Origin of the sequence: Dictyobacter vulcani (assembly GCF_008974265.1) — a bacterium.
Classification (GTDB): Bacteria; Chloroflexota; Ktedonobacteria; order Ktedonobacterales; family Ktedonobacteraceae; genus Dictyobacter; species Dictyobacter vulcani.
In genome coordinates, this window is sequence record NZ_BKZW01000002.1 from 1,008,274 (window position 1) to 1,028,019 (window position 19,746).

The 19,746-nt window shown below is 48.0% G+C and carries 23 protein-coding genes; 11 read left to right on the forward strand and 12 right to left on the reverse strand.

Annotated elements, in window-relative coordinates; genetic code table 11:
- Positions 1–16: 16 nt before the first annotated feature.
- The gene (locus tag KDW_RS21535) at positions 17–211 is read right to left on the reverse strand and encodes a winged helix-turn-helix transcriptional regulator (RefSeq protein WP_151758010.1); all 195 of its coding nucleotides are present in this window, start codon (positions 209–211) and stop codon (positions 17–19) included.
- Between the two features lie 383 nt (positions 212–594).
- Positions 595–1,326 (reverse strand): HAD family hydrolase, encoded by a 732-nt coding sequence (locus KDW_RS21540; RefSeq protein WP_151758011.1) that lies wholly within the window; start codon positions 1,324–1,326, stop codon positions 595–597.
- A gap of 453 nt (positions 1,327–1,779) precedes the next feature.
- Here KDW_RS21540 and KDW_RS21545 point away from each other — a divergent pair, with 453 nt between their 5' ends.
- The 10 genes from KDW_RS21545 (at position 1,780) to KDW_RS21590 (ending at position 8,067) form a co-directional block, all read left to right on the forward strand.
- Positions 1,780–2,016 carry a hypothetical protein gene (locus KDW_RS21545; protein WP_151758012.1) on the forward strand — a complete coding sequence of 79 codons (237 nt, stop codon included), beginning with the start codon at positions 1,780–1,782 and terminating at the stop codon, positions 2,014–2,016.
- A 336-nt stretch (positions 2,017–2,352) separates the two neighbouring features.
- Positions 2,353–2,592 (forward strand): hypothetical protein, encoded by a 240-nt coding sequence (locus tag KDW_RS21550; protein WP_151758013.1) that lies wholly within the window; start codon positions 2,353–2,355, stop codon positions 2,590–2,592.
- 196 nt (positions 2,593–2,788) lie between these two features.
- On the forward strand, positions 2,789–3,118 hold the full coding sequence (locus KDW_RS21555) for a hypothetical protein (RefSeq protein ID WP_162005485.1): 330 nt from the start codon (positions 2,789–2,791) through the stop codon (positions 3,116–3,118).
- Between the two features lie 43 nt (positions 3,119–3,161).
- On the forward strand, positions 3,162–3,626 hold the full coding sequence (locus KDW_RS21560; RefSeq protein ID WP_162005486.1) for an ABC transporter substrate-binding protein: 465 nt from the start codon (positions 3,162–3,164) through the stop codon (positions 3,624–3,626).
- A complete protein-coding gene (locus KDW_RS21565; RefSeq protein WP_151758016.1) occupies positions 3,623–4,084 on the forward strand; it encodes an extracellular solute-binding protein in 462 nt (153 codons plus the stop codon). The genes KDW_RS21560 and KDW_RS21565 overlap by 4 nt, the downstream gene beginning before the upstream one ends.
- Positions 4,085–4,099: 15 nt before the next feature.
- The gene (locus KDW_RS21570) at positions 4,100–5,062 is read left to right on the forward strand and encodes a carbohydrate ABC transporter permease (protein WP_151758017.1); all 963 of its coding nucleotides are present in this window, start codon (positions 4,100–4,102) and stop codon (positions 5,060–5,062) included.
- Positions 5,063–5,122: 60 nt separating this feature from the next.
- Positions 5,123–5,941: a carbohydrate ABC transporter permease gene (locus KDW_RS21575; RefSeq protein WP_151758495.1), complete on the forward strand. Its 819-nt coding sequence runs from the start codon at positions 5,123–5,125 to the stop codon at positions 5,939–5,941.
- Between the two features lie 41 nt (positions 5,942–5,982).
- Positions 5,983–6,501: a GNAT family N-acetyltransferase gene (locus KDW_RS21580; RefSeq protein ID WP_151758018.1), complete on the forward strand. Its 519-nt coding sequence runs from the start codon at positions 5,983–5,985 to the stop codon at positions 6,499–6,501.
- A gap of 229 nt (positions 6,502–6,730) precedes the next feature.
- Positions 6,731–6,943 carry a hypothetical protein gene (locus KDW_RS21585; protein WP_151758019.1) on the forward strand — a complete coding sequence of 71 codons (213 nt, stop codon included), beginning with the start codon at positions 6,731–6,733 and terminating at the stop codon, positions 6,941–6,943.
- 290 nt (positions 6,944–7,233) lie between these two features.
- The gene (locus tag KDW_RS21590; RefSeq protein ID WP_151758020.1) at positions 7,234–8,067 is read left to right on the forward strand and encodes a hypothetical protein; all 834 of its coding nucleotides are present in this window, start codon (positions 7,234–7,236) and stop codon (positions 8,065–8,067) included.
- Positions 8,068–8,126: 59 nt separating this feature from the next.
- Here the strand turns inward: KDW_RS21590 and KDW_RS21595 are convergent, their stop codons facing one another.
- The 8 genes from KDW_RS21595 to KDW_RS21630 all read right to left on the reverse strand — a co-directional run bounded on the left by KDW_RS21595 (position 8,127) and on the right by KDW_RS21630 (position 16,622).
- Positions 8,127–9,713 (reverse strand): hybrid sensor histidine kinase/response regulator, encoded by a 1,587-nt coding sequence (locus KDW_RS21595; protein ID WP_151758021.1) that lies wholly within the window; start codon positions 9,711–9,713, stop codon positions 8,127–8,129.
- A gap of 2 nt (positions 9,714–9,715) precedes the next feature.
- Positions 9,716–10,765 (reverse strand): sensor histidine kinase, encoded by a 1,050-nt coding sequence (locus tag KDW_RS21600; protein WP_151758022.1) that lies wholly within the window; start codon positions 10,763–10,765, stop codon positions 9,716–9,718.
- 6 nt (positions 10,766–10,771) lie between these two features.
- A complete protein-coding gene (locus tag KDW_RS21605; RefSeq protein WP_151758023.1) occupies positions 10,772–11,140 on the reverse strand; it encodes a PleD family two-component system response regulator in 369 nt (122 codons plus the stop codon).
- 2 nt (positions 11,141–11,142) lie between these two features.
- Positions 11,143–12,567 (reverse strand): ATPase domain-containing protein, encoded by a 1,425-nt coding sequence (locus tag KDW_RS21610; protein WP_371876267.1) that lies wholly within the window; start codon positions 12,565–12,567, stop codon positions 11,143–11,145.
- A gap of 164 nt (positions 12,568–12,731) precedes the next feature.
- Positions 12,732–13,130 (reverse strand): hypothetical protein, encoded by a 399-nt coding sequence (locus KDW_RS21615; RefSeq protein WP_151758025.1) that lies wholly within the window; start codon positions 13,128–13,130, stop codon positions 12,732–12,734.
- A 246-nt stretch (positions 13,131–13,376) separates the two neighbouring features.
- Positions 13,377–13,889 carry a universal stress protein gene (locus KDW_RS21620; RefSeq protein WP_162005487.1) on the reverse strand — a complete coding sequence of 171 codons (513 nt, stop codon included), beginning with the start codon at positions 13,887–13,889 and terminating at the stop codon, positions 13,377–13,379.
- Positions 13,890–14,069: 180 nt separating this feature from the next.
- Positions 14,070–15,377, reverse strand: a complete 1,308-nt coding sequence (locus KDW_RS21625) for an SLC13 family permease (protein WP_151758027.1) — start codon at positions 15,375–15,377, stop codon at positions 14,070–14,072.
- A 318-nt stretch (positions 15,378–15,695) separates the two neighbouring features.
- Complete coding sequence (locus KDW_RS21630) at positions 15,696–16,622, reverse strand: TIGR03621 family F420-dependent LLM class oxidoreductase (protein WP_151758028.1); 927 nt, start codon at positions 16,620–16,622, stop codon at positions 15,696–15,698.
- Positions 16,623–17,129: 507 nt separating this feature from the next.
- Here KDW_RS21630 and KDW_RS21635 point away from each other — a divergent pair.
- Positions 17,130–17,591, forward strand: a complete 462-nt coding sequence (locus tag KDW_RS21635; protein ID WP_162005488.1) for a pentapeptide repeat-containing protein — start codon at positions 17,130–17,132, stop codon at positions 17,589–17,591.
- 137 nt (positions 17,592–17,728) lie between these two features.
- On the opposite strand, the gene KDW_RS21640 is transcribed toward KDW_RS21635, so the two are convergent.
- Entirely contained in the window at positions 17,729–18,859 is a 1,131-nt protein-coding gene (locus KDW_RS21640) for a hypothetical protein (RefSeq protein WP_151758030.1), read from the reverse strand.
- Positions 18,860–19,484: 625 nt separating this feature from the next.
- Entirely contained in the window at positions 19,485–19,721 is a 237-nt protein-coding gene (locus KDW_RS21645) for a hypothetical protein (protein WP_151758031.1), read from the reverse strand.
- Positions 19,722–19,746: the final 25 nt, after the last annotated feature.

Genomic DNA, 19,746 nt, shown 5'->3' on the forward strand with positions numbered 1-19,746 from the left:
CTATGTAAAATGTAAACTAATAGCCCCACTTCCAGCCTTTCAGCGTATCCTCAGCAACTGTTCTCCAGCCACGAGCTGCGGCTTCGGATTTGAGACCAGCCTGTTCGGCTAAATCAGCATCACTGATATTTGGATTTTTCTTTAGAATCTGAATGATTTTGTCTGTGGTTTTGTGCGTTGTTGATGTTGTTTTCTGCTCGGATGTGTTCACTACCAAACCTCCCTTACAATATGTAAAAGCTTAAGAATAACGACGCTTTACCGGAAATACTAACGATACCACGCACGCTTCCTTTTGTTTGACTCTGCTGGTTCCTTGAGTTGTTTATCTGAAAACGCCGATACATTTTGTGTAGTGCATGTATTTTTTTCGTGGTAACACTATTGTACAACTTTTGGTGATTTGTAGCCACTATTTTCTGGCTTTTGCACACCAGATTGAGAATCTCCCGGCAACATCCCAGTTAGAATGTTGTTCTTCGTGTTTAGCACCTCTTTTCTGACAAAGAGAATGACTGATTTTGACCTTTTTAACGCGAGTAAAAGCTCACTAGCACATCTGTACTTTTGGATAAATTGATTAAGCGACCTGGTTTATGTTAATCCTTGGAGCAGATCTGGTAACTCTGCCAGGTTGTTAATCTGAATTGTCTTATTGTCGGTTGCTTTGCTGGCTCCGACCAGCACAGTACGTGCTCCAAGCGAGCTGGCCCAGGAGATGGCACCCGGATTATCATCAACAATCAACGCATCGCCGGGCGCTATCTGTAGTTGAGCAAAAATCTGTGCATAATAGTCAGGACCTGTTTTGAAAGTGTTAAGCAAATCTGGACCATAGAGCTGACCAAAACAGTGACGTACCTGCATGGCTCCCAGATAATGTGTCAGATGGACTGAGGATTCACCAGAGGCCGTATGCAGAACGTAATCCTCGGCATGTAGCTGCTTGATAGCCTCGCATACACCAGGAAATGCCGAATGCACATGAGGGATGATGTATTCCTCAGCTTCTCGGGCCAGTTGAATACATTCCTGTACAGATGGTAGAGGAACCTGTACCAGTTGTGCCATACCCTGTAACCAGTCCAGCCAGTACGTCTGCTCAAAATGGGTATAATCTGCCGCTGCCTCTAACCGTTGCAGCCAGCTTGCCAGATCCATGAAATGTTGGACAACCGTGCGATTCGCCTCTGCCCAGGCCTCAATCGTCCCGCCGAGCCTGGGAGCGAAAAACTCACCAACCAGGGGTGGCCATTGGTCACGACGTAACCGATTATCGTTCATAACCCCACCATCATCCAACAAAATTATTGGCTGTACAGTCATTTTTATGCTCTCCTTGCATGCTCACGTTATATCAACTTTATTGGTGCTACTGTAAAGAAATTCCCGTTAAATTGCAATGATTGTGAGAGTGTGGCTGAAAATTACTGCCCTGGGGCATTTTGTCGATAGGCTTTCGCGCCTGCGGCGCTCAAAAATTTTATGCTGTGGTGGAACTTATTGCGCGTCGCGCAATAAGTTCCACCACAGCATAAAAGAAGTATGGGCACTTTAGTGCCCGAGTGGGGCTGATTGCGATGCTCCCGATTAGCATGAAGCTCCGGTGGAGGCTGGCGCGTTGTTCGCAGAGACAAGCGCCAATACTTTTCGGTGAAGCGCTTTTGTGACCATAAAAACCATGGTGGAGAAAAGCAGCGAATCATCCGTGGAGAGGGCGCCACACGCGGAGGCCGACATGCGGCGTGATCATGGAGCGAGGGGCTCAAAGAGCATCGCATGCCTGTGGCGCCTACACCGAGACGGATCCTGTTTCGTGATCCTCTTCGAGAAGGTACGGGGAGGATCCACGCGCTCACCCCCACGTTGCTGTGCGAGCAGGCGACGGCACACACGATCCCTGTAGGCGCCACAGCACTGCGAGTCGTGCTTGCACGCTGGCCTGCGCAAACGCAGCAGGGCGGCCTCCGCGTGTGGCGCCCTCTCCACGTACACGACGGCACGCCATATCGTTGAGGTTCTCTCCTTCACCGAAACGTATTGGAGACAAGCGCTGCCAGTATGCTGGGTTGGGAATAATGGGGGAGATGGGTAATTCAGTTACCTTTGCAGAAGGTAGATCGTCCAAAACAGCGGGTGAAGAAATATTATAGTTCACCTGGCTTGTTTTGAAGCTATGCCCTATAAATTATCCATGTGTCATAGGACCGGAATGAACCGGTAGAGAAGTGGGGAAGCATCAATGTATAGACATAAAAAAAGTTATATGGTTCGCCAAGTTATGAGATCAATGTAGTTCTTTGAGCAATGTGGTGCTTGGTGTGCCCTTTTTTGTGAAAAGAAGGAATCATCATGAACCTGTTTGGATTTTGGAAACGTCAGTCTTTTGGAGCACCTGTAGAAGTTATTCAGGCCGCCTGTGATTTTTATGGTACTTCACCAGAACGTACGCCAGTTGTGAAGGCTGAAAAGCTGAAAGCGCTGTCGAACAATGTCTGGGTTGTTAAGCTTAACGAGAATGCCAGTGCTGTGGTTGCTTATACTCCGAAAGAGAAGGAGCATACTATTACGGCCGCCTGGTATGGCGAGTGAGCATGTAAAGTGCTTTTGTGTAAAGCGACTTCTACCTGGTCGTCGGATTGTTCCGATGGGCCAGGTTTTTTGTTGCCTTTTTTCTGGTACCATTGGCTGTTTTTCCGCATGTGGTTGGACGACTTGTATTGTATTAGCAGGAACGAAAAAAAAGGTTTCTTTATAGGATGTGAGTGCTGGTAAGGGGATGAGACTTATGCGCCATCGAAAAGATATATACATTTCTATGCCTGTAATTGGCTTGCTCTTATTTTTCCTGTTGGGGTGTGGTGGACCATTCCTGGCTGCTTCTGGTGATTCCAGCGATAAAAAAGTTACGGTGACGCTGTGGTATTGGAATCGTGCGCTGGATGATGTCTTGATTGCGCGGGTGCAACAGCAATTTCCTGCGATCCGTTTCCGTCCCTTAAAGATCGGTGGCGCTATGAAGCTGCGTACGTCGCTGCAGAGCTACGATATGCTGGCAGGCACGCGAATATTCCAGATATTGTGGCCATCAATGCAAATATTGCACGTATTTTCCTGATGCCGATCAATTTGTTGATGTACGCACCCTGGCCGATCCAGCTTTGAAGCAGAGCTATCTGGATTGGAAATGGCGGCAGGCCATGGCTCCAGATGGACGCGTGCTGGCGCTACCGATGGATACTGGTCCTACTGCGCTGTTCTATCGCGCGGACCTCTTTAAGCAAGCCGGCCTGCCCTCGGATCCTGGAGCTGTTTCGGCTCATTTAAAGACGTGGGAGGATTATTTGCGGGCGGGCCAGCAGATGAAGCAGGCGACCGGCGGCAGGGTCTTTATGTTTGATAACATCACTACAGTCTTTAATCAGATGCTGGCCCAGCAGAATCTGCACTATTTTAGTCCCACCAATCAATATACTGGCAATCAGCGCCAGGTGAAGCAAGCCTGGGATTATGCGGCCAGGGTTCATCAGCAGGGCCTGAGTGCCAGGACCACGTCATACTCGACTGATTGGAGCGCGGCGATCAGTAATAATAGCATTGCTCGTTTGTGGGAGCCGTCTGGATGAAGCATCGCTTGAAGGATGCAGGTCCCAGAACCGCAGGCAAATGGCGTATCGCCTATGCTCCGGGCGGGCCTGGCAATGCTGGTGGCTCTTTCCTGGCAGTGACCAGTGCTTCCCGGCATCCACATGAGGCCTTTGCCGTGGCTCGCTGGCTGATGTCCGCGCAGAATCAAGTTACCGCCTATCAAGATACGGGCCTGTATCCTTCCGCGCTGGCCAGCCTGGCCAGTCCAGAACTTTTACAACCAGAGCCTTTTTTTGGCGGCCAGGTTACCACAAAAATCTTCAGTCAGGTGGCAAGGCAGATTAAGGCCAGCGCCAATAATCCTGATAATGACGTGGTACAAAGTGTCCTGCAACGTGAATTGACGCTGATCGAGTTGCAGGATGCGGATCCCAGGGGGCCTGGAAGCAGGCGCAGGAACAGATTCAGCGTGAACTTTCGCATTAGGTGTGGGTAGAAGGGAGCTATGGCTATGAGCGTTATCGATAGCAGTCCAGCACCAGTAGCAACGCCATCCCCGGCACCGGTATCGGCTCGTCCACCGCTACGGCGAAGCAATACGTTCTGGCGTGTGCTTCCTCTCTACCTTTCGGTGGCTCCTTTCTATCTGTTGTTTGCGATCTTTGGCCTGTTTCCGCTCTGTTTTTCGCTCTATCTGGCCTTCCATAAATGGGATGGGATCGGGGCGATGAAGTATGTGGGCTGGAATCAGTTTGCCTATCTGCTGACGGATACATACTTCTGGCAGGCGATTGTCAATACACTGGAGATCTGGCTGCTGGCGACATTGCCAATGATCGGCATATCGGTGGTGCTGGCTTTTTTGCTGGCCTCACCGTTGGTTCAGCGGAAAGGTTTTTATCGCGTGGCCTTTTTCTTGCCACATATTACCTCTGTAGTCGCCATCGCGCTCGTGTTTGGCTCGCTGTTCAGCAATCAGTTTGGCCTCTTAAACGCTCTTCTGACCTCCCTGGGACTATCACGCATTGCCTGGTTGAGTCAGCCGTGGAGTATGAAGATCGCGATTGCGACGATGATTCTCTGGCGCTCGATTGGTTATCATGCCTTGATCTTTATGGCGGGCATCCAGAGTATTCCTGTATCCCTCAATGAGGCGGCCCGCATCGATGGCGCAAAGTCAACGCAGATCTTTTTCCACATCACCTTACCCCTGCTACGTCCGATTATGTTGTTCACCATTGTCACTTCCACTATTAGTGGGATGCAGGTCTTCACCGAGCCACAGGTCCTGCTTGGCAATGATGGCGGACCGGGCCGGGCCGGGATGACGATTGTCCTGTACCTGTATCAGCAGGCGTTTGGCAGTTATCACTTTGGCTATGGCGCGGCCATTGGCTGGGGATTGTTTGTGGTGATTGTCCTCTTCTCTCTCCTTAACTGGTTGCTAGTGCAACGTCCTGGCAGGCGTGCGTAGAAGGGATGTGCGGTTATGGCTGGATTTCAGATGAAGCAGCAGTACCATCGACCATTCAACATGCAGTGTAAAGGCTTCTTGTTACATCTCATCTTATTGGGTGTGACCGCCGCTGCGTTCTTTCCATTTTACTGGTTGGTTGTCATGGCGACGAACGAGACCAGCGACATTTTTAGCTATCCACCTAAACTTACTTTTGGCGTCCACCTGCTGGAGAATATGAATAATGTTTTTAAGAACATCCAATTCTTTGCCGCCTTTGCCAATACCCTGTTTATTGCCAGCGTCGAGACCACATTGATCCTCTTCTTTTGTTCGCTGGCAGGCTTTACCTTCGCTAAATTTACCTTTCCCGGGCGCAATACCCTGTTCGTGATGCTGCTGGTGACCATGATGATACCATCCCAGTTGTCGGCGGTGCCATCCTTTGTCTTGATGGCCTGGCTGGGCTGGGTGGGCAGCTTTAAGGCCCTGATTATTCCAGGTATGGTGACTGCATTTGGAGTATTCTGGCTGCGCCAGTATGCGGAATCCGCGGTGCCTGGAGAGTTAGTGGATGCTGGCCGGATCGATGGCTGTGGCCATCTGCGCCTCTACTGGCATGTTGCTCTGCCAATCATGCGTCCGGCGCTGGCCTTTCTGGGTATCTTCAGCTTTATCCACGCCTGGAACGATTATATGTGGCCATTGATCATCCTGAATGATCCTGCCAAATATACCTTGCAGGTAGCTCTTTCGCAGCTCGATAATGTCTATGGCTCTGATTACGGTATGCTCATGGCAGGCACGCTCATGGCCACCGTTCCGCTGATTATCATCTTCCTGCTTGGTAGCCGTCATTTCATCGCCAATATTGCCGCAGGTGCCATTAAAGAGTAATATAGACGCACAAATCAAAAGCATGGAGGAGAATCTTGCACATGGATGTGAAATTGCATGTGAGGCTAGCATGTGATAGTGATGTTGAGTATATTGTCTCGTTGATTGATCGGGTTCAGGCACAACTTACGGCTGCTGGCAGTTTACAGATAATCGGACCTCTATCCCAGGCGCTGGTAGCTGAATATGTGGCTCAAGAGGCCGCCTTTGTACTGGAGGGAACGCAAGGATTACTGGGAAGTGTCTTTGTGCGGCCCGTCACGCCAGAGAAGTTACCGCATTTGATCACCTGGCAACTGACAGACAGTGAACTCCATCCCTGGTTTTTACAGAAACTGGCGCTTGAACCAGAGCAGCAGGGCCGTGGCCTGGGCTTCTCATTCCTGGCCGGGGTACGCACTCTGATTGCGCAACGAGATCCGCAGGCCCACATTGTCCTGGATTGTTGGGCGGGCAATGATAAGTTGCGCACATTCTATGCCCGTGCAGGCTTTACATTGCACGGAGAATTTCCTGAAAAAGATTATCAGGTGGCTGTTTTTATCCAGCCTGTTTCCTGATAAGAGCTGTGTTTTGCTAGTTTAGATCTTCTAAAATGAAGTATGCCATGGCTATGTCTAACAATGTATTTTTATTTCATTGTGGAACATTTGATCTAATGGTACTTTTGTGATTACATTTGAGAATGCATGTGAGCTATGCGTCTTTATAGGTAGAGCAGGTAGGAAATGGTGTATCGCTTGCAAGCAGAAACTTTTTTAGCGTGTAAGCACAGAAAGAGGCTAGAAGATGCACACACAACCAGCAACACAACATCAATGTAGGCATAATCATGGCATTGGCATGCTATTAGTTGATATTGACAATGGTAAGCCGCAATTAGATAGTCGTGGGAACTGGCAATATTATTGCCTGCAAGAGCACCACCTCTTCACAGTTCGCCCCAATGAAGTCGAAGCAGCACCAGCAGAAGATGCACAAAAAGTCATCAGCCTGGTATAATCATCGAGCTTTCTCTTGAGCTGGATTGATTCATTCAAGATCGCGTATGAAGCTATGGAGCACTTTGACTCTATGGTTATCTTTTAATGCGCTCATATCCACTATTTAGCCTCAAGAACAACGCTGCATACTCGCTACTATAAGCTCCTACAGGGTGAGGGAAAAAATATTTTTCCCTTACATATCACCATGTCCTCACGGCTGCCGATATGACGAGTAAAACTGGTTTGCCACTCTACACTTTTGATGAAAAGCAGAGTTAAATAAAAGTAGACAGTTGGAAGTTTGCTATGTTACAAAAAGATAGAAGTATCTGGTTTCTGCGCCTGGAAACGCTGGCTATAATTGGTGTTTTGTTCTTCTTTCTATTCACTAATTATTTGCAAAACAGGTTGGATCTTTCAGGTAAAGGCGGCGTTGTTTATTTATTTATCGCTGCGGGTTTGGTCGTGATTTCTGTTAATCATGAGCACTACTGGAAGCGTCTTTCACAGCAGCGGCTAGCTGCGGCTGTGCAGAGTGAACAGTATCTGGCGGACGAGCAGCCGGAGCCTGATATTAGCGTATTAGCCGTACCCATCAAAATTTCTATGCGACCGCGCAAGCGGCTATGGCTTTTGTGGAGTGTGGCTGGTGGTATACTCGGTGTGTTGCTAGTAGGATCGATGACTTTTTTTATTCGCCGTGGTCAGATGGATAGTATCAACAGTGGTTTAGAGTTGATTGAAGCACTCGTCGTTGTTGTACTTTTCGGCATTGTGATCAATTCCACGCATGATTTTTGTCCCACCATCCAGTTGAATGCTGAGGGTATAACTGCCCACTCTTTGTTACGTCATACATTTTTAGCCTGGTCAGATGTACGTTTGTTTGCGAAATACTATACACCTGTTAGTGCATTATCTATGCAGCGTCTGCAGGTCTATGAGTTATCTGGTGAGCAAGCCTTTATACATTGGTCCTGGAGTATGTTCTCCAGCTCCTGGTGGTATGTGCAGGTGAATGGGCAGCCTATGGATAGAGGTACGTATCTGGATTTTGTGCAAAACTTTAGCCAGGTAGTGCGGGGGTATACCAATCTGCCTCTTTGTGAATTAACTGTCTCATCAAAGCAGAAACCGTAAGAAAGGTTGCGCAGGATAAGGAGGCGCTTGATGATCAAACGCCTCCTTATCCTGCTGCTTTATCTGCTATTTTTCTGCTCTGTGTTGATGCGGGTGGAAGAACCATCCGTATCGAGTAGTTCACGGATTTTTGTGACCAGTACATCCAGATCAAAGGGCTTTTGGAGGAATGCACTTCTGGTCTCTAACAGCTCGCGCCGCTTCAAATCCATTTCCTGATAGCCACTGACAATCAGGACTTTGATGTCTGGACGTTGTTTGCGCACGTATTCCTGGAATTGTCTGCCTTTCATTTTTGGCATCATAATGTCTGCGATCACAAGCGAGATCGAAGAAGCATGTTCTTCAAAGACAGTTACGCCTTCCTCGCCATCGCTCGCTGTTATGACGTTATAGCCATAATCTTGCAGGCCTTCACAGACCACCAGTTGGATATCAGGATCATCCTCGACGAGGAGCAGGGTTTCACCACCGCTCTCGACCTCTGTACTGACAACTGGCTGCAGTTTCTCAGTCGGCTCTATAACGGGTTCAACCGCCGGGAAATAGAGTGAGAAGGTACTGCCCAGACCGGGTTGGCTTTGTACGCTGATGATGCCCTGGTGTTGTTTCACAATGCCATAAACCACGGCCAATCCCAGGCCTGTTCCCTGTCCCACTTCTTTTGTGGTGAAGAATGGCTCAAACAGACGCGCCTGGACACTTTCATCCATCCCGATGCCCGTATCTTTGACCTGCAATAGCACATAAGAACCAGGTACCATGTAGGGATGAATGGGCTGGAAACCCGGAGTAATCTCAACCTGTTGTGTGACCAGGGTCAGATTTCCTCCCATGGCCATGGCATCGCGGGCATTCAGACAGAGATTGACCAGTACCTGTTCCAACTGCGTGGCATCTGCATAGATTGCCTTCAGGCCTGGATCAGCTTGAAAATCAAGCTGGATGCTCGTTCCTAGCAGCGCATGCAAGAAATCGAGATGGGCTGTGATCTGCTCATTTATGTTGAGATATTGCGGTTCCAGTGGCGTGCCGCGTGCAAAGGCTAGCAGTTGTCGGATCATGCGTGTTCCCTGCTCTGCGCGGTGATGAATATGCTCGAAATATTCGTGAAATAATGGTGCTTTCTGTTGTGTTCCTCTCATACCGAGATCAGAAAAGCCGACAATCGCCGCGAGTAGATTGTTGAAATCATGGGCAATACCACTGACGAGCAGCCCCAGGCTTTCCATCTTTTGTGCTTGCATGATTTGATTCTGTAAATCGCGTCGATCTTTCTCTAATTGGACTCGTTCCAGACACTCTTTGATGGCCAGGGGTAAGCGATACAGATGTGCTTTAAGCACGTAATCGTTGAGCCCCTGTTTCATTGCTTCCGCGGCGACCTCTTCGTTACCAGTATCAGTAACCATAATAATTGGTATTGAAGTAGAACGTTGGCGCACAGCCTTAAGTATATCGATACCGGTGCTCCATTTGAGCTGGTAATCGGTAAACACGATCTGATAGTCGAGTGTTTGGATTGCCTCCTCAAATGCAACCTGATGGATGACCTCTATATAGGTAACATCTGAGAAAATCTTCTTGATCGCTCTTTTAATCAATTCTCGATCTTGTGGATTATCATCAATAAGCAAAAAACGCATGCTCACTCCCCTCCGTGTAGTTCTAGCCAGAAAGTGCTGCCTTTTTCAGGAGTGGAAGTGACGCCAATACGTCCCCCCATTAACTCTACGGCCTTGCGTACTGTGGCCAACCCCAGTCCCACCCCTTCATAGACCTCTATACCATGCAATTGCATGAATGGTTGAAATAGCCGTAGCTGGTCCTCTGAAGAGATGCCAATACCGTTATCTGTGACCTCCAGGCGACACATCTGCTCAGCGGTGGTTGCTCGAATTTCGATAATGGGCCGCCTATCAGGTGGCATGAATTTGAGGGCATTGGATAACAGGTTGGTCACTGTCAGGGTGAGAAGTATTGTGCTTCCTTGTACATCTGGCAGGTTTTCACCGACAATAACCTGAGCATGGCGCTGCCTGATTTCCAGTTGCAACTGCTGCAAACAGGTATGGACGATAGACTCCAGGGAGACCAATTGCATCTGACGGTTACTGCGCTCTACACGCGCAAAAGCCACCAGCCCACTAATGATCTCTTCCATTTGTGCGGAGGCGGATAATATTTGTTCCAGGTCCTGCTGCCCCTGTTCTCCTATTTGAGAGGTTTCATCTTCCTGCAGGAGTTGGGTAAAGCCTTTGATTGCGCGCAACGGTGCGCGCAAATCGTGGGTCATAGCGTGAAAAAAGGACTCCAGATCTTCGTTGCGCAATTTGAGATCCTGGGAAAGCTGTCGCGTACGCAACAGCATTTCCACACGAGCCTGGAGTTCTAATTTCTCGATTGGTATCCTGATTAACTCATCGACGGTTTTCCAGAGATGGCGTGTAAGCAATTCTGCTTCACGATTGGACGTGATAAGCATCACTGGTAAAAACGCAGGATCCTCCACGGTCTTACGCAGGCGGACATCCTTCCAAAGGCGATCCAGGGCTGGTCCATCGATCAGGCAGAGATCAAAAGGAGTCATAGGCACCGTACCTTGCTCTGCGATGATGACATTATAACGCTGCTCCAGCCATCCGGAGAGCAAGGTACGATTTGTTTTATGGTCAAGGAGAAGCAGAATATGGCTCATGTAATGTTAGCCCTCCAGAATGCTCTGGACTACTCCTATTAATTCCTTAACCACAAGCGGCTTGAACATGACGCCTTTGGCACCATGAGAAAGACTGGCTTGTTGGACGGCCGCACTCTGATTGGGCGAAAAAATCAGAAAAGGAATCTTGACTGCACGCAAGTGCTCGCAGCGCGTCCAGATCGCTGAGTCGAAGCCAGCAATATCGATCAGGCTGCCTGAAATTTTTTGTGGTTGCTTCAGGGCTTGATCAAATTCTTCATAGTTGCTCGCCGTAAGCGTCGCATAGCCCTCTTTTGCAAGGAACTCTGCCAGTAGTTGGAGATTGCGTGGCAACCGATTAACAATCAATAAGGTCTGTGGTGAGGTTCCCACAACTACTCCTCCTTGTTTGAATCTTTGATGAACGAAATTCTACCAGTCAGAATACCCTGCAGATTCGTTAATGGGCGACCCACCTTAATCCCATAGCGGGTCATTTCAATTTCGCGTAAGGTGCGTTCAAAATTTGATAGGCGTTTCTTCAGCACACCAATGACCTTACGAATTTCGCCTTTGAGTTCCAGATAGCGCAAAAAGACGATATTATCTGCAAGATAGCTGATCGCGAGATCGCTGACATGGAACTCGCCAGCAATGGATTGTACTTCGTTGACCAGGATGACTGCTGTGCCCATGTTTTGCAGGTATTTGCATAGCGCGTGTAGCTGGGTCGAGACATTGTCCCCACGCAACGAGACGCTATAGCCAGCGATACTATCGATCATGACAATAGCGGCCTGATTTTTTTCCACTTCGGTACGCACCATGAGCGCAAACTCGTCGGGGGTAAAGTGGAGCGGTTCAATCTGCACGACCGAGAGTGTCCCGCGCTCTACCATCGAGCGAACTGGAATATTGACCGATTCACAGCGCTGCATTAACGTCTCTTGCATTTCCTCGAAGGTATAGACAACTGAGCGTTCGCCGCGTCCGGCTGCTTCCTTCATGAACTGTAAGCCCAGCGTGGTTTTGCCGACGCCCGTTGGACCCGTAAAGATGGTAATGGTGCCGCGCTCTAAGCCACCATGGAGCAATTCATCCATTTCTGGTACACCTGAAGCAATGGTTTCCCTGGTGACCTTGCGGTTATGTTGCTCTGGTAAGAGGCGTGGAAAGACGAGCATACCTGTATCCGTCAGGCGGATCGCATGGTCGCCACTACGAAAATCGGACCCACGAAACTTGGTAACACTGATGGTACGGCCTTCTGGCTTGAAATGCAGATGGATGACGCCATCGCTCATGAATTGCAAATCATCATCAGGAACAGCGATTGTGCCTTCGGAGGTAAAGAGAACAGTGGAGTCCTGCTCGACCAGGAAGCGCAAGAAGGAGAGAACCTGTTTGCGGAATTGGAAGGGGTCACTGGCCAGGTAACGGAACTGGGTCATTGCATCCAGAAAAACGCGCTGGGGTTTAATCTTCCCAATCTGATCGAGGATCTGTTGGGTTACTGGTTCGCGCTCGACTTCAGCTGGAGAAAAAATGTCATAGGTTTGCATTTCGGTAAAAAACGCGGCATTAGGTGAGAGATCCAGAAAATGCACCTGATCCATATCAAAGCCAAGGGCTTCCGCATTGGCCCGTAGTTCTGTTTCAGGCTCTCCCATAGTGATAAAAACGCAGCGCTCACCTTTCTCGATGCCCTCGGTGAGGAAGTGCAGTCCCAGGGTTGTTTTACCGCAGCCAGGACCACCACGTAACAGATAAGCACGCTTTTCGATCAGTCCACCATAGAGAATTTCATCAAGGCCCTCGATCCCAGTCGAGACACGCGGCGCGCGAACATGGGTTTCCTCAGTAGTGAGTAAGTTGCGTTGACTCTGGGCGGATTTTCTTCCCTCAACGGAAAGAGCTGTTTTACTGTTAGTCACACCCGATTCTCCTTTATTCCTGGAAATATAGTAGTGGCTGGGGCCACTCTTTACTCTGGATTCTGTGATTCTGCTGATTTTATCTGTTTCTGAGTGATAGCAGGAACGGCAGTTTGTTCCTGATTATAGACATAGCCAGTACCGACAAGAACCATTAACACTTGCTGGATAGCTTCGAGTAATGTGGGAGCAGTTCCTTGATGTTCAAGACATTCCCACTGATAGGTAGATCCATTTGGAGTAATCTGTACCATCTGGGGCAGTTGCGCGAAGAGGGCGATCAACTCCTGCTCCATCTGAGCAGCATCAACTACAGCCTGCACGACAAGTCCACTATTGGTCGCGAAAGGATAACGCTGGCGAAACTGGGCCAGGGATGTATAAAAGACCTGGCGTCGATCCGGAGGAATCGAGACACTCAGGACAGGTTTATATTCGCCATCTGGCACTATGCATCCTCCTTTTTGTTCATGAAGAGAAGTATATCTTTTCTAGAAGAATTTCTCAAGTTGTGAAAAAGCGCAAATTAGGAAAATATGAATACCAGACGAGGAGCGCACAACACGAATATATCCAGAAAAACTGTTATGGTTTCCAGAGCAGCCTGAGAACTACCATTGGCGCACTTCTGTTTGTAATGGACACAAGTTGTTTGTTTGCTCTATCTGATTTATGCTGACAAAAAAAACTCAACATTAGAGTTCATGTAATGGTCGACTCGGTGCGCGTTTGAGAGGAAACATTTCACGGTTTTTCTGCCGTACAAGTAAAACCGGACATGGAGCATGATCAAGGACAAAACGAGCGACATGCCCAACCGATTTAGGTCCGGGCGCTGAACTGGCATGACGAGGATTGCGTGGACAGATTAGTAACAGATCGGCATCCCATTCGGCGGCTGTATTGACAATCTCTCGTTCCGGCCGACCTGTTTTTTGCAGGAGTTCTGCCCCCGCAAAAACCTGTTTACCCTCAAACAGGATATCCTGTGCCACCGCGATTTCTGCCGCCTCTATCCTGGTTTCCCGGGCCGGCGCATGTCGTAGTGGTCGTAAAAGTTGATCACGTTTGCGCGCCATCTCATCGCGGGGTCCATTATCAACCACATAGATCAGGCCTACCGTCAGATCATTAGCCTGGACAAATGGAGTCATAGCAGATTGAATTTGTTGAAGATTATCTCCATCCAGACAACAAAGTACACGCATATGTATCCTCCTTTTAGTCATATCTCGATTTCAGCGAATTGGCGTTTGTTGCTGCGACCCGTACTGGTAGCGCTTGCTGCTGCGATCTCTCGACGTACTCACACGCAACCGCAACAGGGCAATGTTTATTTGTACATGTACCAGAGCTTAAGTGAAACGTATGACCATAAAGGCGTACCGTTACAGTAAAAGCCAGATGGCCAGGGCACCTACGATTAACATGATCGGGGTAGTGATAATACCGATTTTAAAATAATCCCAGCCCGAGACATCCAGGTCACGCTGACGCAAAATAAGCAGCCAGAGCACGGTAGCCAGTGAGCCGACCGTCGTCAAATTGGGTCCCAGATCACAGCCAAAGATGGTTGCGGCGATAAATCCATGTTGGACCGTCACTGGCGTGTGCTGGATGCTTTGCAGCGAGGATGTCAGGACCACGGCCATGGGTACATTATTAATCAGGTTCGTGCCCAGGGCTGAACCCAGGGTACCTACGATCACCGCGCCAAATGGTGTGCCGCCCGATAGATGGAGCAGCAGCGCGCCAAACTGAGTCGTGAGTCCTGTGCTTTCCAGGGACTGCACGACGATAAACATGCCCGCGATAAAGCCAAAGATGCTCCAGGATAGTTGTTTACCCAATGCCGGAACCGTAATTTGTTTCCAGGCCAGCGCCCCGAGCAGTAAAATCAATGCGCCACCCAGCGCGACCAGCGACAAAGGAAACTGACTGGCCGCCGCCATGATATAGGCGATACAGATAACGATCAGCGCGCCACAGACATAGCGGAAATAGGCTTTATGTGTGATCGATTCTTCTGCCGATGGTAGCCGTTTGAGCTCAAACTGACCACTTAATTGTTTGCGATATAGCAAAAAGAAGATCCCAATATTGACCCCAATTACCAGGAGTGAAGGCAGAAAGAGCAGGCGCAGAAATGTCCAGAGGTCCAGTGGAAAGCGTGAGCTCACGATAATATTGATCGGATTACTCACCGGTAATAAGAATGAAGCCGTGTCAGCGATAAACGTGCAGGCAAAGAGGAAAGGCAAAATAGGGAGCCGCAGTCTGGTCACCAGGGTATAGACGATAGGTGTCAGGATCAGGGCCGTGGCGTCATTGGAAAGAAACATGGAGATCAGGGTACCCAGCAAAAACGTATTCAAAAAGAGCCGTCGGGGACTATGACCGGAATACCTGGCGGCCTGAAATGCCAGCCAGTCAAATAATCCCGCTACCTCGGCCAGCGCAGAGATACTCATCATGCCCAGAAAAAAGAAAAAGGTATTCCAGTCATTGAGTAATGTTACCAATGCCTTTTGTGGCGTAATCAGTCCCAGGATCAGGAGCAGTGCCGCTCCAGCCAGGGCAATCTGTGCCTCATTGGTTTTCCATGGACGAAACATAATCCCTAGTAAGGTCACAACCGTAATACCGGCAATCAAGAGCGTCCTGATCTGATCCGGTATGTGAAAGAAAAGCGCCATCCTGGTTTTTCCTTATCATCATCGTTTATATAGTCAGCTTGTTCTTATTACTTACACGTGCGCTCTGATAAAATGGATGGAAGCCAGACGGCATAAGGCACTTCATGAACAAAAAGTGAATAAATGTGTCTGTATGGCTGAATAATAAACAAATATGCTGCCTGTTGTTCACTTCAACAAGGCAGCATATTTGTTCTATATATATTCTTCTCGTATTGAATAGAATTTTTTGCTGGTGCTTTAGACCTTTGGGTGGGTATGATAGCAGATGCCTTTCTCCCCGGGTTTGCCATAGAATTCAGGATGATGGTACATGCCTTATTTTCCAGCCAGGCGGGCGACCACTGGCGCGAGCTTTTCCATGTGTGGTTCCGTAATCTCAATGCAAGAAATGCCAAAGAGCTCACGTCTCTTTTGCAATTCGTTAACGATTTGATCGGTAGTTCCAACGAGTACCTGCATGCAATCAAGCGTTTGTTGCGCGGTCAGGCCGATGCGACTGCCGATCTGCTTAGCGGCAGGTCCAGGATGGTCTGTCGCGGCAGCTATAAAGATGGTTGTGCTGAACTCCAACTGCGAGAAACGCTCTCCGGCTGCCTGGCGTATCCATGCCAGTTTTTCTTTATTGGCATCGGGTAAGGCCGATGTCCAGTCCAGCCCTCGGGTAGTATTGCGCGCCACCAGGCCGACGATGTCTGCCTCACGTGCGGCAATTGAGAGTACCCGTTTGCCGCCGCCTCCAATGTATATGGGGAGGTGCGGTGTTTGCACTGCCTTGATCGTTGTTTTAGCGCCGTTGATGTGGTAGTACTTCCCGGAAAACGTCACCTCTTCCTGGTGAAAATACATTTTGATAATCTGAAGCGCTTCTTCAAAACGCGAGATGCGTATCCCGATCGGATCAAGAGGAATGCCAGCCTGCTGATATTCCTCAGCAAGGTATCCACACCCGAGTCCAAGTTGAAAGCGCCCCTCTGAAAAGAGGTCGAGGTTCGCAGCCTGGCGTGCCAGCAGAAGAGGATGGCGAAAATCATTGCAAAAAACATGGCTTCCGATACGTAAAGAGGTCGCATCTGCAATAGCCATCAAGCTCACTGTGGGATCGACATCAAAGTTCAAATGATCGGGCACCAGTAGCGTTGTATACCCCCAATCTTCAGCGCTTCGGGCCTTGGCAAGCCATTCTTGCCGAGATTGAGCCTTTTCAGCTACGACACTAAAGCGAAATGGACGGATTGTGGCCATAAATAAATATTTCCTTCTACAAAAAATACACAAAAAGACGATTTACTGAACTGATTTCATCGCTCATATGAAGCCCTGAAAAAACAATCTCATACTATTTATAAAATACAGGTGAATAGCCATATATGGTTATTTGATAGGATTCCTTGACAGAAAGAGCCGGACTTTTTTACTATATTGATAGCGGATTAAGGAAAGATAACGATGGTTCAACTCTTTCAACTGCGATATCTTATTTGTGTGTTTTTACATTCATTATCAACTTGTTTCAAACATTCTCTTGTTCACATGATCGCGTTAAGGAATTGCCCTTTTCTATATATGGCCAGCCATTGTATGCCCCGTTAGAGAGAGTTGCAGTGGCGCATATGAGTATTTGGGAGTATCAGAACACTGAATTCATTGTTATCTCTGTAATGGAACAGAGCTAGTATGGCACATCTATTCCTTTCATTCCTTTCTTTTTTTATTTTTCTTTCCATTTATCGGGATAAAGGAGCAACGAGGATGGCACATCAAGACCATCTTTATATTCTCAAAAAGGGAACAACCTACTGGAACCAATGGAGGCAGGCGAACCCGCATATCAAGCCTGATTTGAGTCAGGCAGATCTGCGTGGAGCAGATCTTAAACAGATTAATTTCAGCCAGGTGAACCTACGCTTTGCCAATCTTATATCTGCAACCCTCAACAATGCTATCTTGAAGGGCGCGAATCTCAGCCTTGCCTCACTACATTCTGCCAGTTTACAAATGGCGGACCTCAGTGGGGCAGACCTTTCAGCTGCCGATCTAAGAGAGACTGATTTGAGGCAGGCCAATCTCAGTTTTGCCAATTTAACAGCGGCCGACCTCACCCGCGCTGATATACGGGATGCAAATGTAACGAATGCAAATTTCGATGGCACAATCCTTGAAAACGTCAGGAGGCACAAAGGGCTACGGAACTTCTTTCGGCGTGATGATTAAATATCCTGGAGGCGCTCTGCCGATCAGTGTACGGTTGAAAGCCCGGTCTTTTGTGCCTTTATCTCCTGATACTCTAGTTCTGTAATGTATAAGAAATTTTTCATAATGGGCGCGCACATGCGCGCCCATCACGGGTATTAAGACTCCCCCCGTTCTCTCGTGTTTTTTGTCTGACTGAAGGTCAACCCTTGTGTTGTAACTGGAGCGTTGTTTTTTTCTGGCCCCGCACTGTTTGGGATGCTCATAAGCTCTAAAATAAGTGGATCCAGGTACGTCCCTGTGCGATTAAACTTTACTGGTTGGCCAGCTCTGGCCCTTCGAAGGGTTTCTACCAGGCGCGCTGTTTCGGCTTGTACGCGCTGAAGTTCAACTTCTGCCTGGTTTGAACTTTGAAGACGGGCGAGTAATGTATTAAGTGAATAGCCAATCCTCCAGAGTACGTTTTCTTTTGTTAAAGGTGCGCGTGCAGCAAAGTTGCCATTGGAAACCTCTACATGGGTCTGTAAAATTAATTGAATGCCCTGGTCTAACTGCTGCTTCAGTGTGATTTCTTGTTGTTGTCTTTCGACTTCACGGCGCTCTAATTCTGCCACAACTTCTGCGCGGTCCGCTCGTTTGATTGCTTGATTGGCGTTAGTAACCCACAGGTAGGTTACCACTGCGACAATAGCTGCCAGTGTAATCGGGCGCAGAAAAAGGTCATAGCGATTGGCTGCAAAAACAGCATTGAATTCAGCCGTATGTGGCAGATACAGGATGGAGAGCAAAATAAAAGCAATGTTAAAGAAAAATACCACAAAAACCGATCGCGGAGGCAACAACGTGACTGCCACGAACTCTGCCTGTACAAGCAGGTCAAATTGTGGGAGTACATAGGTCGTCAGTCCACCCCCTCCAAGGGCTGGCCCCAGAATAGAGAGAATGAGACCAACTTCAATTCCTACGATAACCAGGATTCCCGCGATCGTGATTTTTCCAAGTTTGTTGAAAATAAGAGCCACAATGTCGATAGCTACCGGGATGAGCAAAATAAAGACCAATGACTTATTTTGTCCAAAAATAGCGGTTGGTTCGGCGGCAAGAACCAGAAGAATAATAATCAGCAAGGTTGCACTGGTCAGTCGACCTCGGCGCGAGAGATCCCGTTGCTGGAGTGTTGCAGTTGCGGAAGCGGGAAGAGGAGCCGTAAGTCGGTACCACCAACGCAAAGGGCTTGTGTCTTTTTCCGGTTCCTGATTAATCACAGAAACAGTTGACTGATTACCCATGTTGCTTTGACTTCTCGAAGGAAACTGTTCCTTACGAGGGCCTGAGAAGTCTTTATTCACAAGAAATATCCTCCTTACCAGGGATACTGTTGAGATTATGGAAACTCATTAACGATAATTATAAGCACATAGCTAAGATGATAGCAATGTTTATGAATTGATATTCATCTACCTACTCATGATGTAAGTATATAGTGTATGTGCTATTAACCTGTATAGACGTTCTACACTGCTGTGTAGGGTCAGTGTTATACGTAGTTACCATAAGGCAATTACGGCTATCATCGGGAACGCCTCCTATTTGAGCGTTCGTGTGTTCAAATAGTGCGTAAGTGAATGCCCATGGCAGGATCAGCTTTCTGATGGCAATCTCCACTATGAGCAGAGGTTCTTTTGGGATGAAGATCCACACAAAGAAGGCAACGAGGGCGAGTGTTTGACTGGCAAATAAGGTTTTTTGCCTATTTACCCAATTGCTTATTCCTTAAGCTGCCAACTTTACTATCGCCTCTTTGGTAGAAAAGATAGCCTCTGATGGATCACAAGTCAATCAATTACTTGTTTATAAGTACTATTGATTATATATGTTTATCTCCTTCATCGCAACATTCATGATCTCTCTGCACTAACTGGTTGCTAAAATCGAAGTGGTTTTTCCATATGATCTTTCTGTATTCTCATTTTTTCCGATTTCAAGATTATCACCTATCCCTTTACAGATTTTTGGCATATTTACCGTGTAAACTTGACATATTTCGTGTAAACCTGATACCTTGTATAATATACGTTCTGGAGAAGACAGGCGAATGCGTTTATGGAATTCAGCATGATTTTTTGAACGCATTGAACTGCTTGTTTTCATGTGTGCATTTTTCCTGGGGGAATTG

Coding starts and splice junctions, on each gene's coding strand:
- KDW_RS21540 (WP_151758011.1), bottom strand. CDS start 1,326: ATGACTGTACAGCCAATAATTTTGTTGGATGATGGTGGGGTTATGAAC.
- KDW_RS21545 (WP_151758012.1), top strand. CDS start 1,780: ATGCCTGTGGCGCCTACACCGAGACGGATCCTGTTTCGTGATCCTCTT.
- KDW_RS21550 (WP_151758013.1), top strand. CDS start 2,353: ATGAACCTGTTTGGATTTTGGAAACGTCAGTCTTTTGGAGCACCTGTA.
- KDW_RS21555 (WP_162005485.1), top strand. CDS start 2,789: ATGCGCCATCGAAAAGATATATACATTTCTATGCCTGTAATTGGCTTG.
- KDW_RS21565 (WP_151758016.1), top strand. CDS start 3,623: ATGAAGCATCGCTTGAAGGATGCAGGTCCCAGAACCGCAGGCAAATGG.
- KDW_RS21570 (WP_151758017.1), top strand. CDS start 4,100: ATGAGCGTTATCGATAGCAGTCCAGCACCAGTAGCAACGCCATCCCCG.
- KDW_RS21575 (WP_151758495.1), top strand. CDS start 5,123: ATGCAGTGTAAAGGCTTCTTGTTACATCTCATCTTATTGGGTGTGACC.
- KDW_RS21580 (WP_151758018.1), top strand. CDS start 5,983: ATGGATGTGAAATTGCATGTGAGGCTAGCATGTGATAGTGATGTTGAG.
- KDW_RS21585 (WP_151758019.1), top strand. CDS start 6,731: ATGCACACACAACCAGCAACACAACATCAATGTAGGCATAATCATGGC.
- KDW_RS21590 (WP_151758020.1), top strand. CDS start 7,234: ATGTTACAAAAAGATAGAAGTATCTGGTTTCTGCGCCTGGAAACGCTG.
- KDW_RS21595 (WP_151758021.1), bottom strand. CDS start 9,713: ATGCGTTTTTTGCTTATTGATGATAATCCACAAGATCGAGAATTGATT.
- KDW_RS21600 (WP_151758022.1), bottom strand. CDS start 10,765: ATGAGCCATATTCTGCTTCTCCTTGACCATAAAACAAATCGTACCTTG.
- KDW_RS21620 (WP_162005487.1), bottom strand. CDS start 13,889: ATGCGTGTACTTTGTTGTCTGGATGGAGATAATCTTCAACAAATTCAA.
- KDW_RS21625 (WP_151758027.1), bottom strand. CDS start 15,377: ATGGCGCTTTTCTTTCACATACCGGATCAGATCAGGACGCTCTTGATT.
- KDW_RS21630 (WP_151758028.1), bottom strand. CDS start 16,622: ATGGCCACAATCCGTCCATTTCGCTTTAGTGTCGTAGCTGAAAAGGCT.
- KDW_RS21635 (WP_162005488.1), top strand. CDS start 17,130: ATGGCACATCAAGACCATCTTTATATTCTCAAAAAGGGAACAACCTAC.
- KDW_RS21640 (WP_151758030.1), bottom strand. CDS start 18,859: ATGGGTAATCAGTCAACTGTTTCTGTGATTAATCAGGAACCGGAAAAA.
- KDW_RS21645 (WP_151758031.1), bottom strand. CDS start 19,721: ATGAAAACAAGCAGTTCAATGCGTTCAAAAAATCATGCTGAATTCCAT.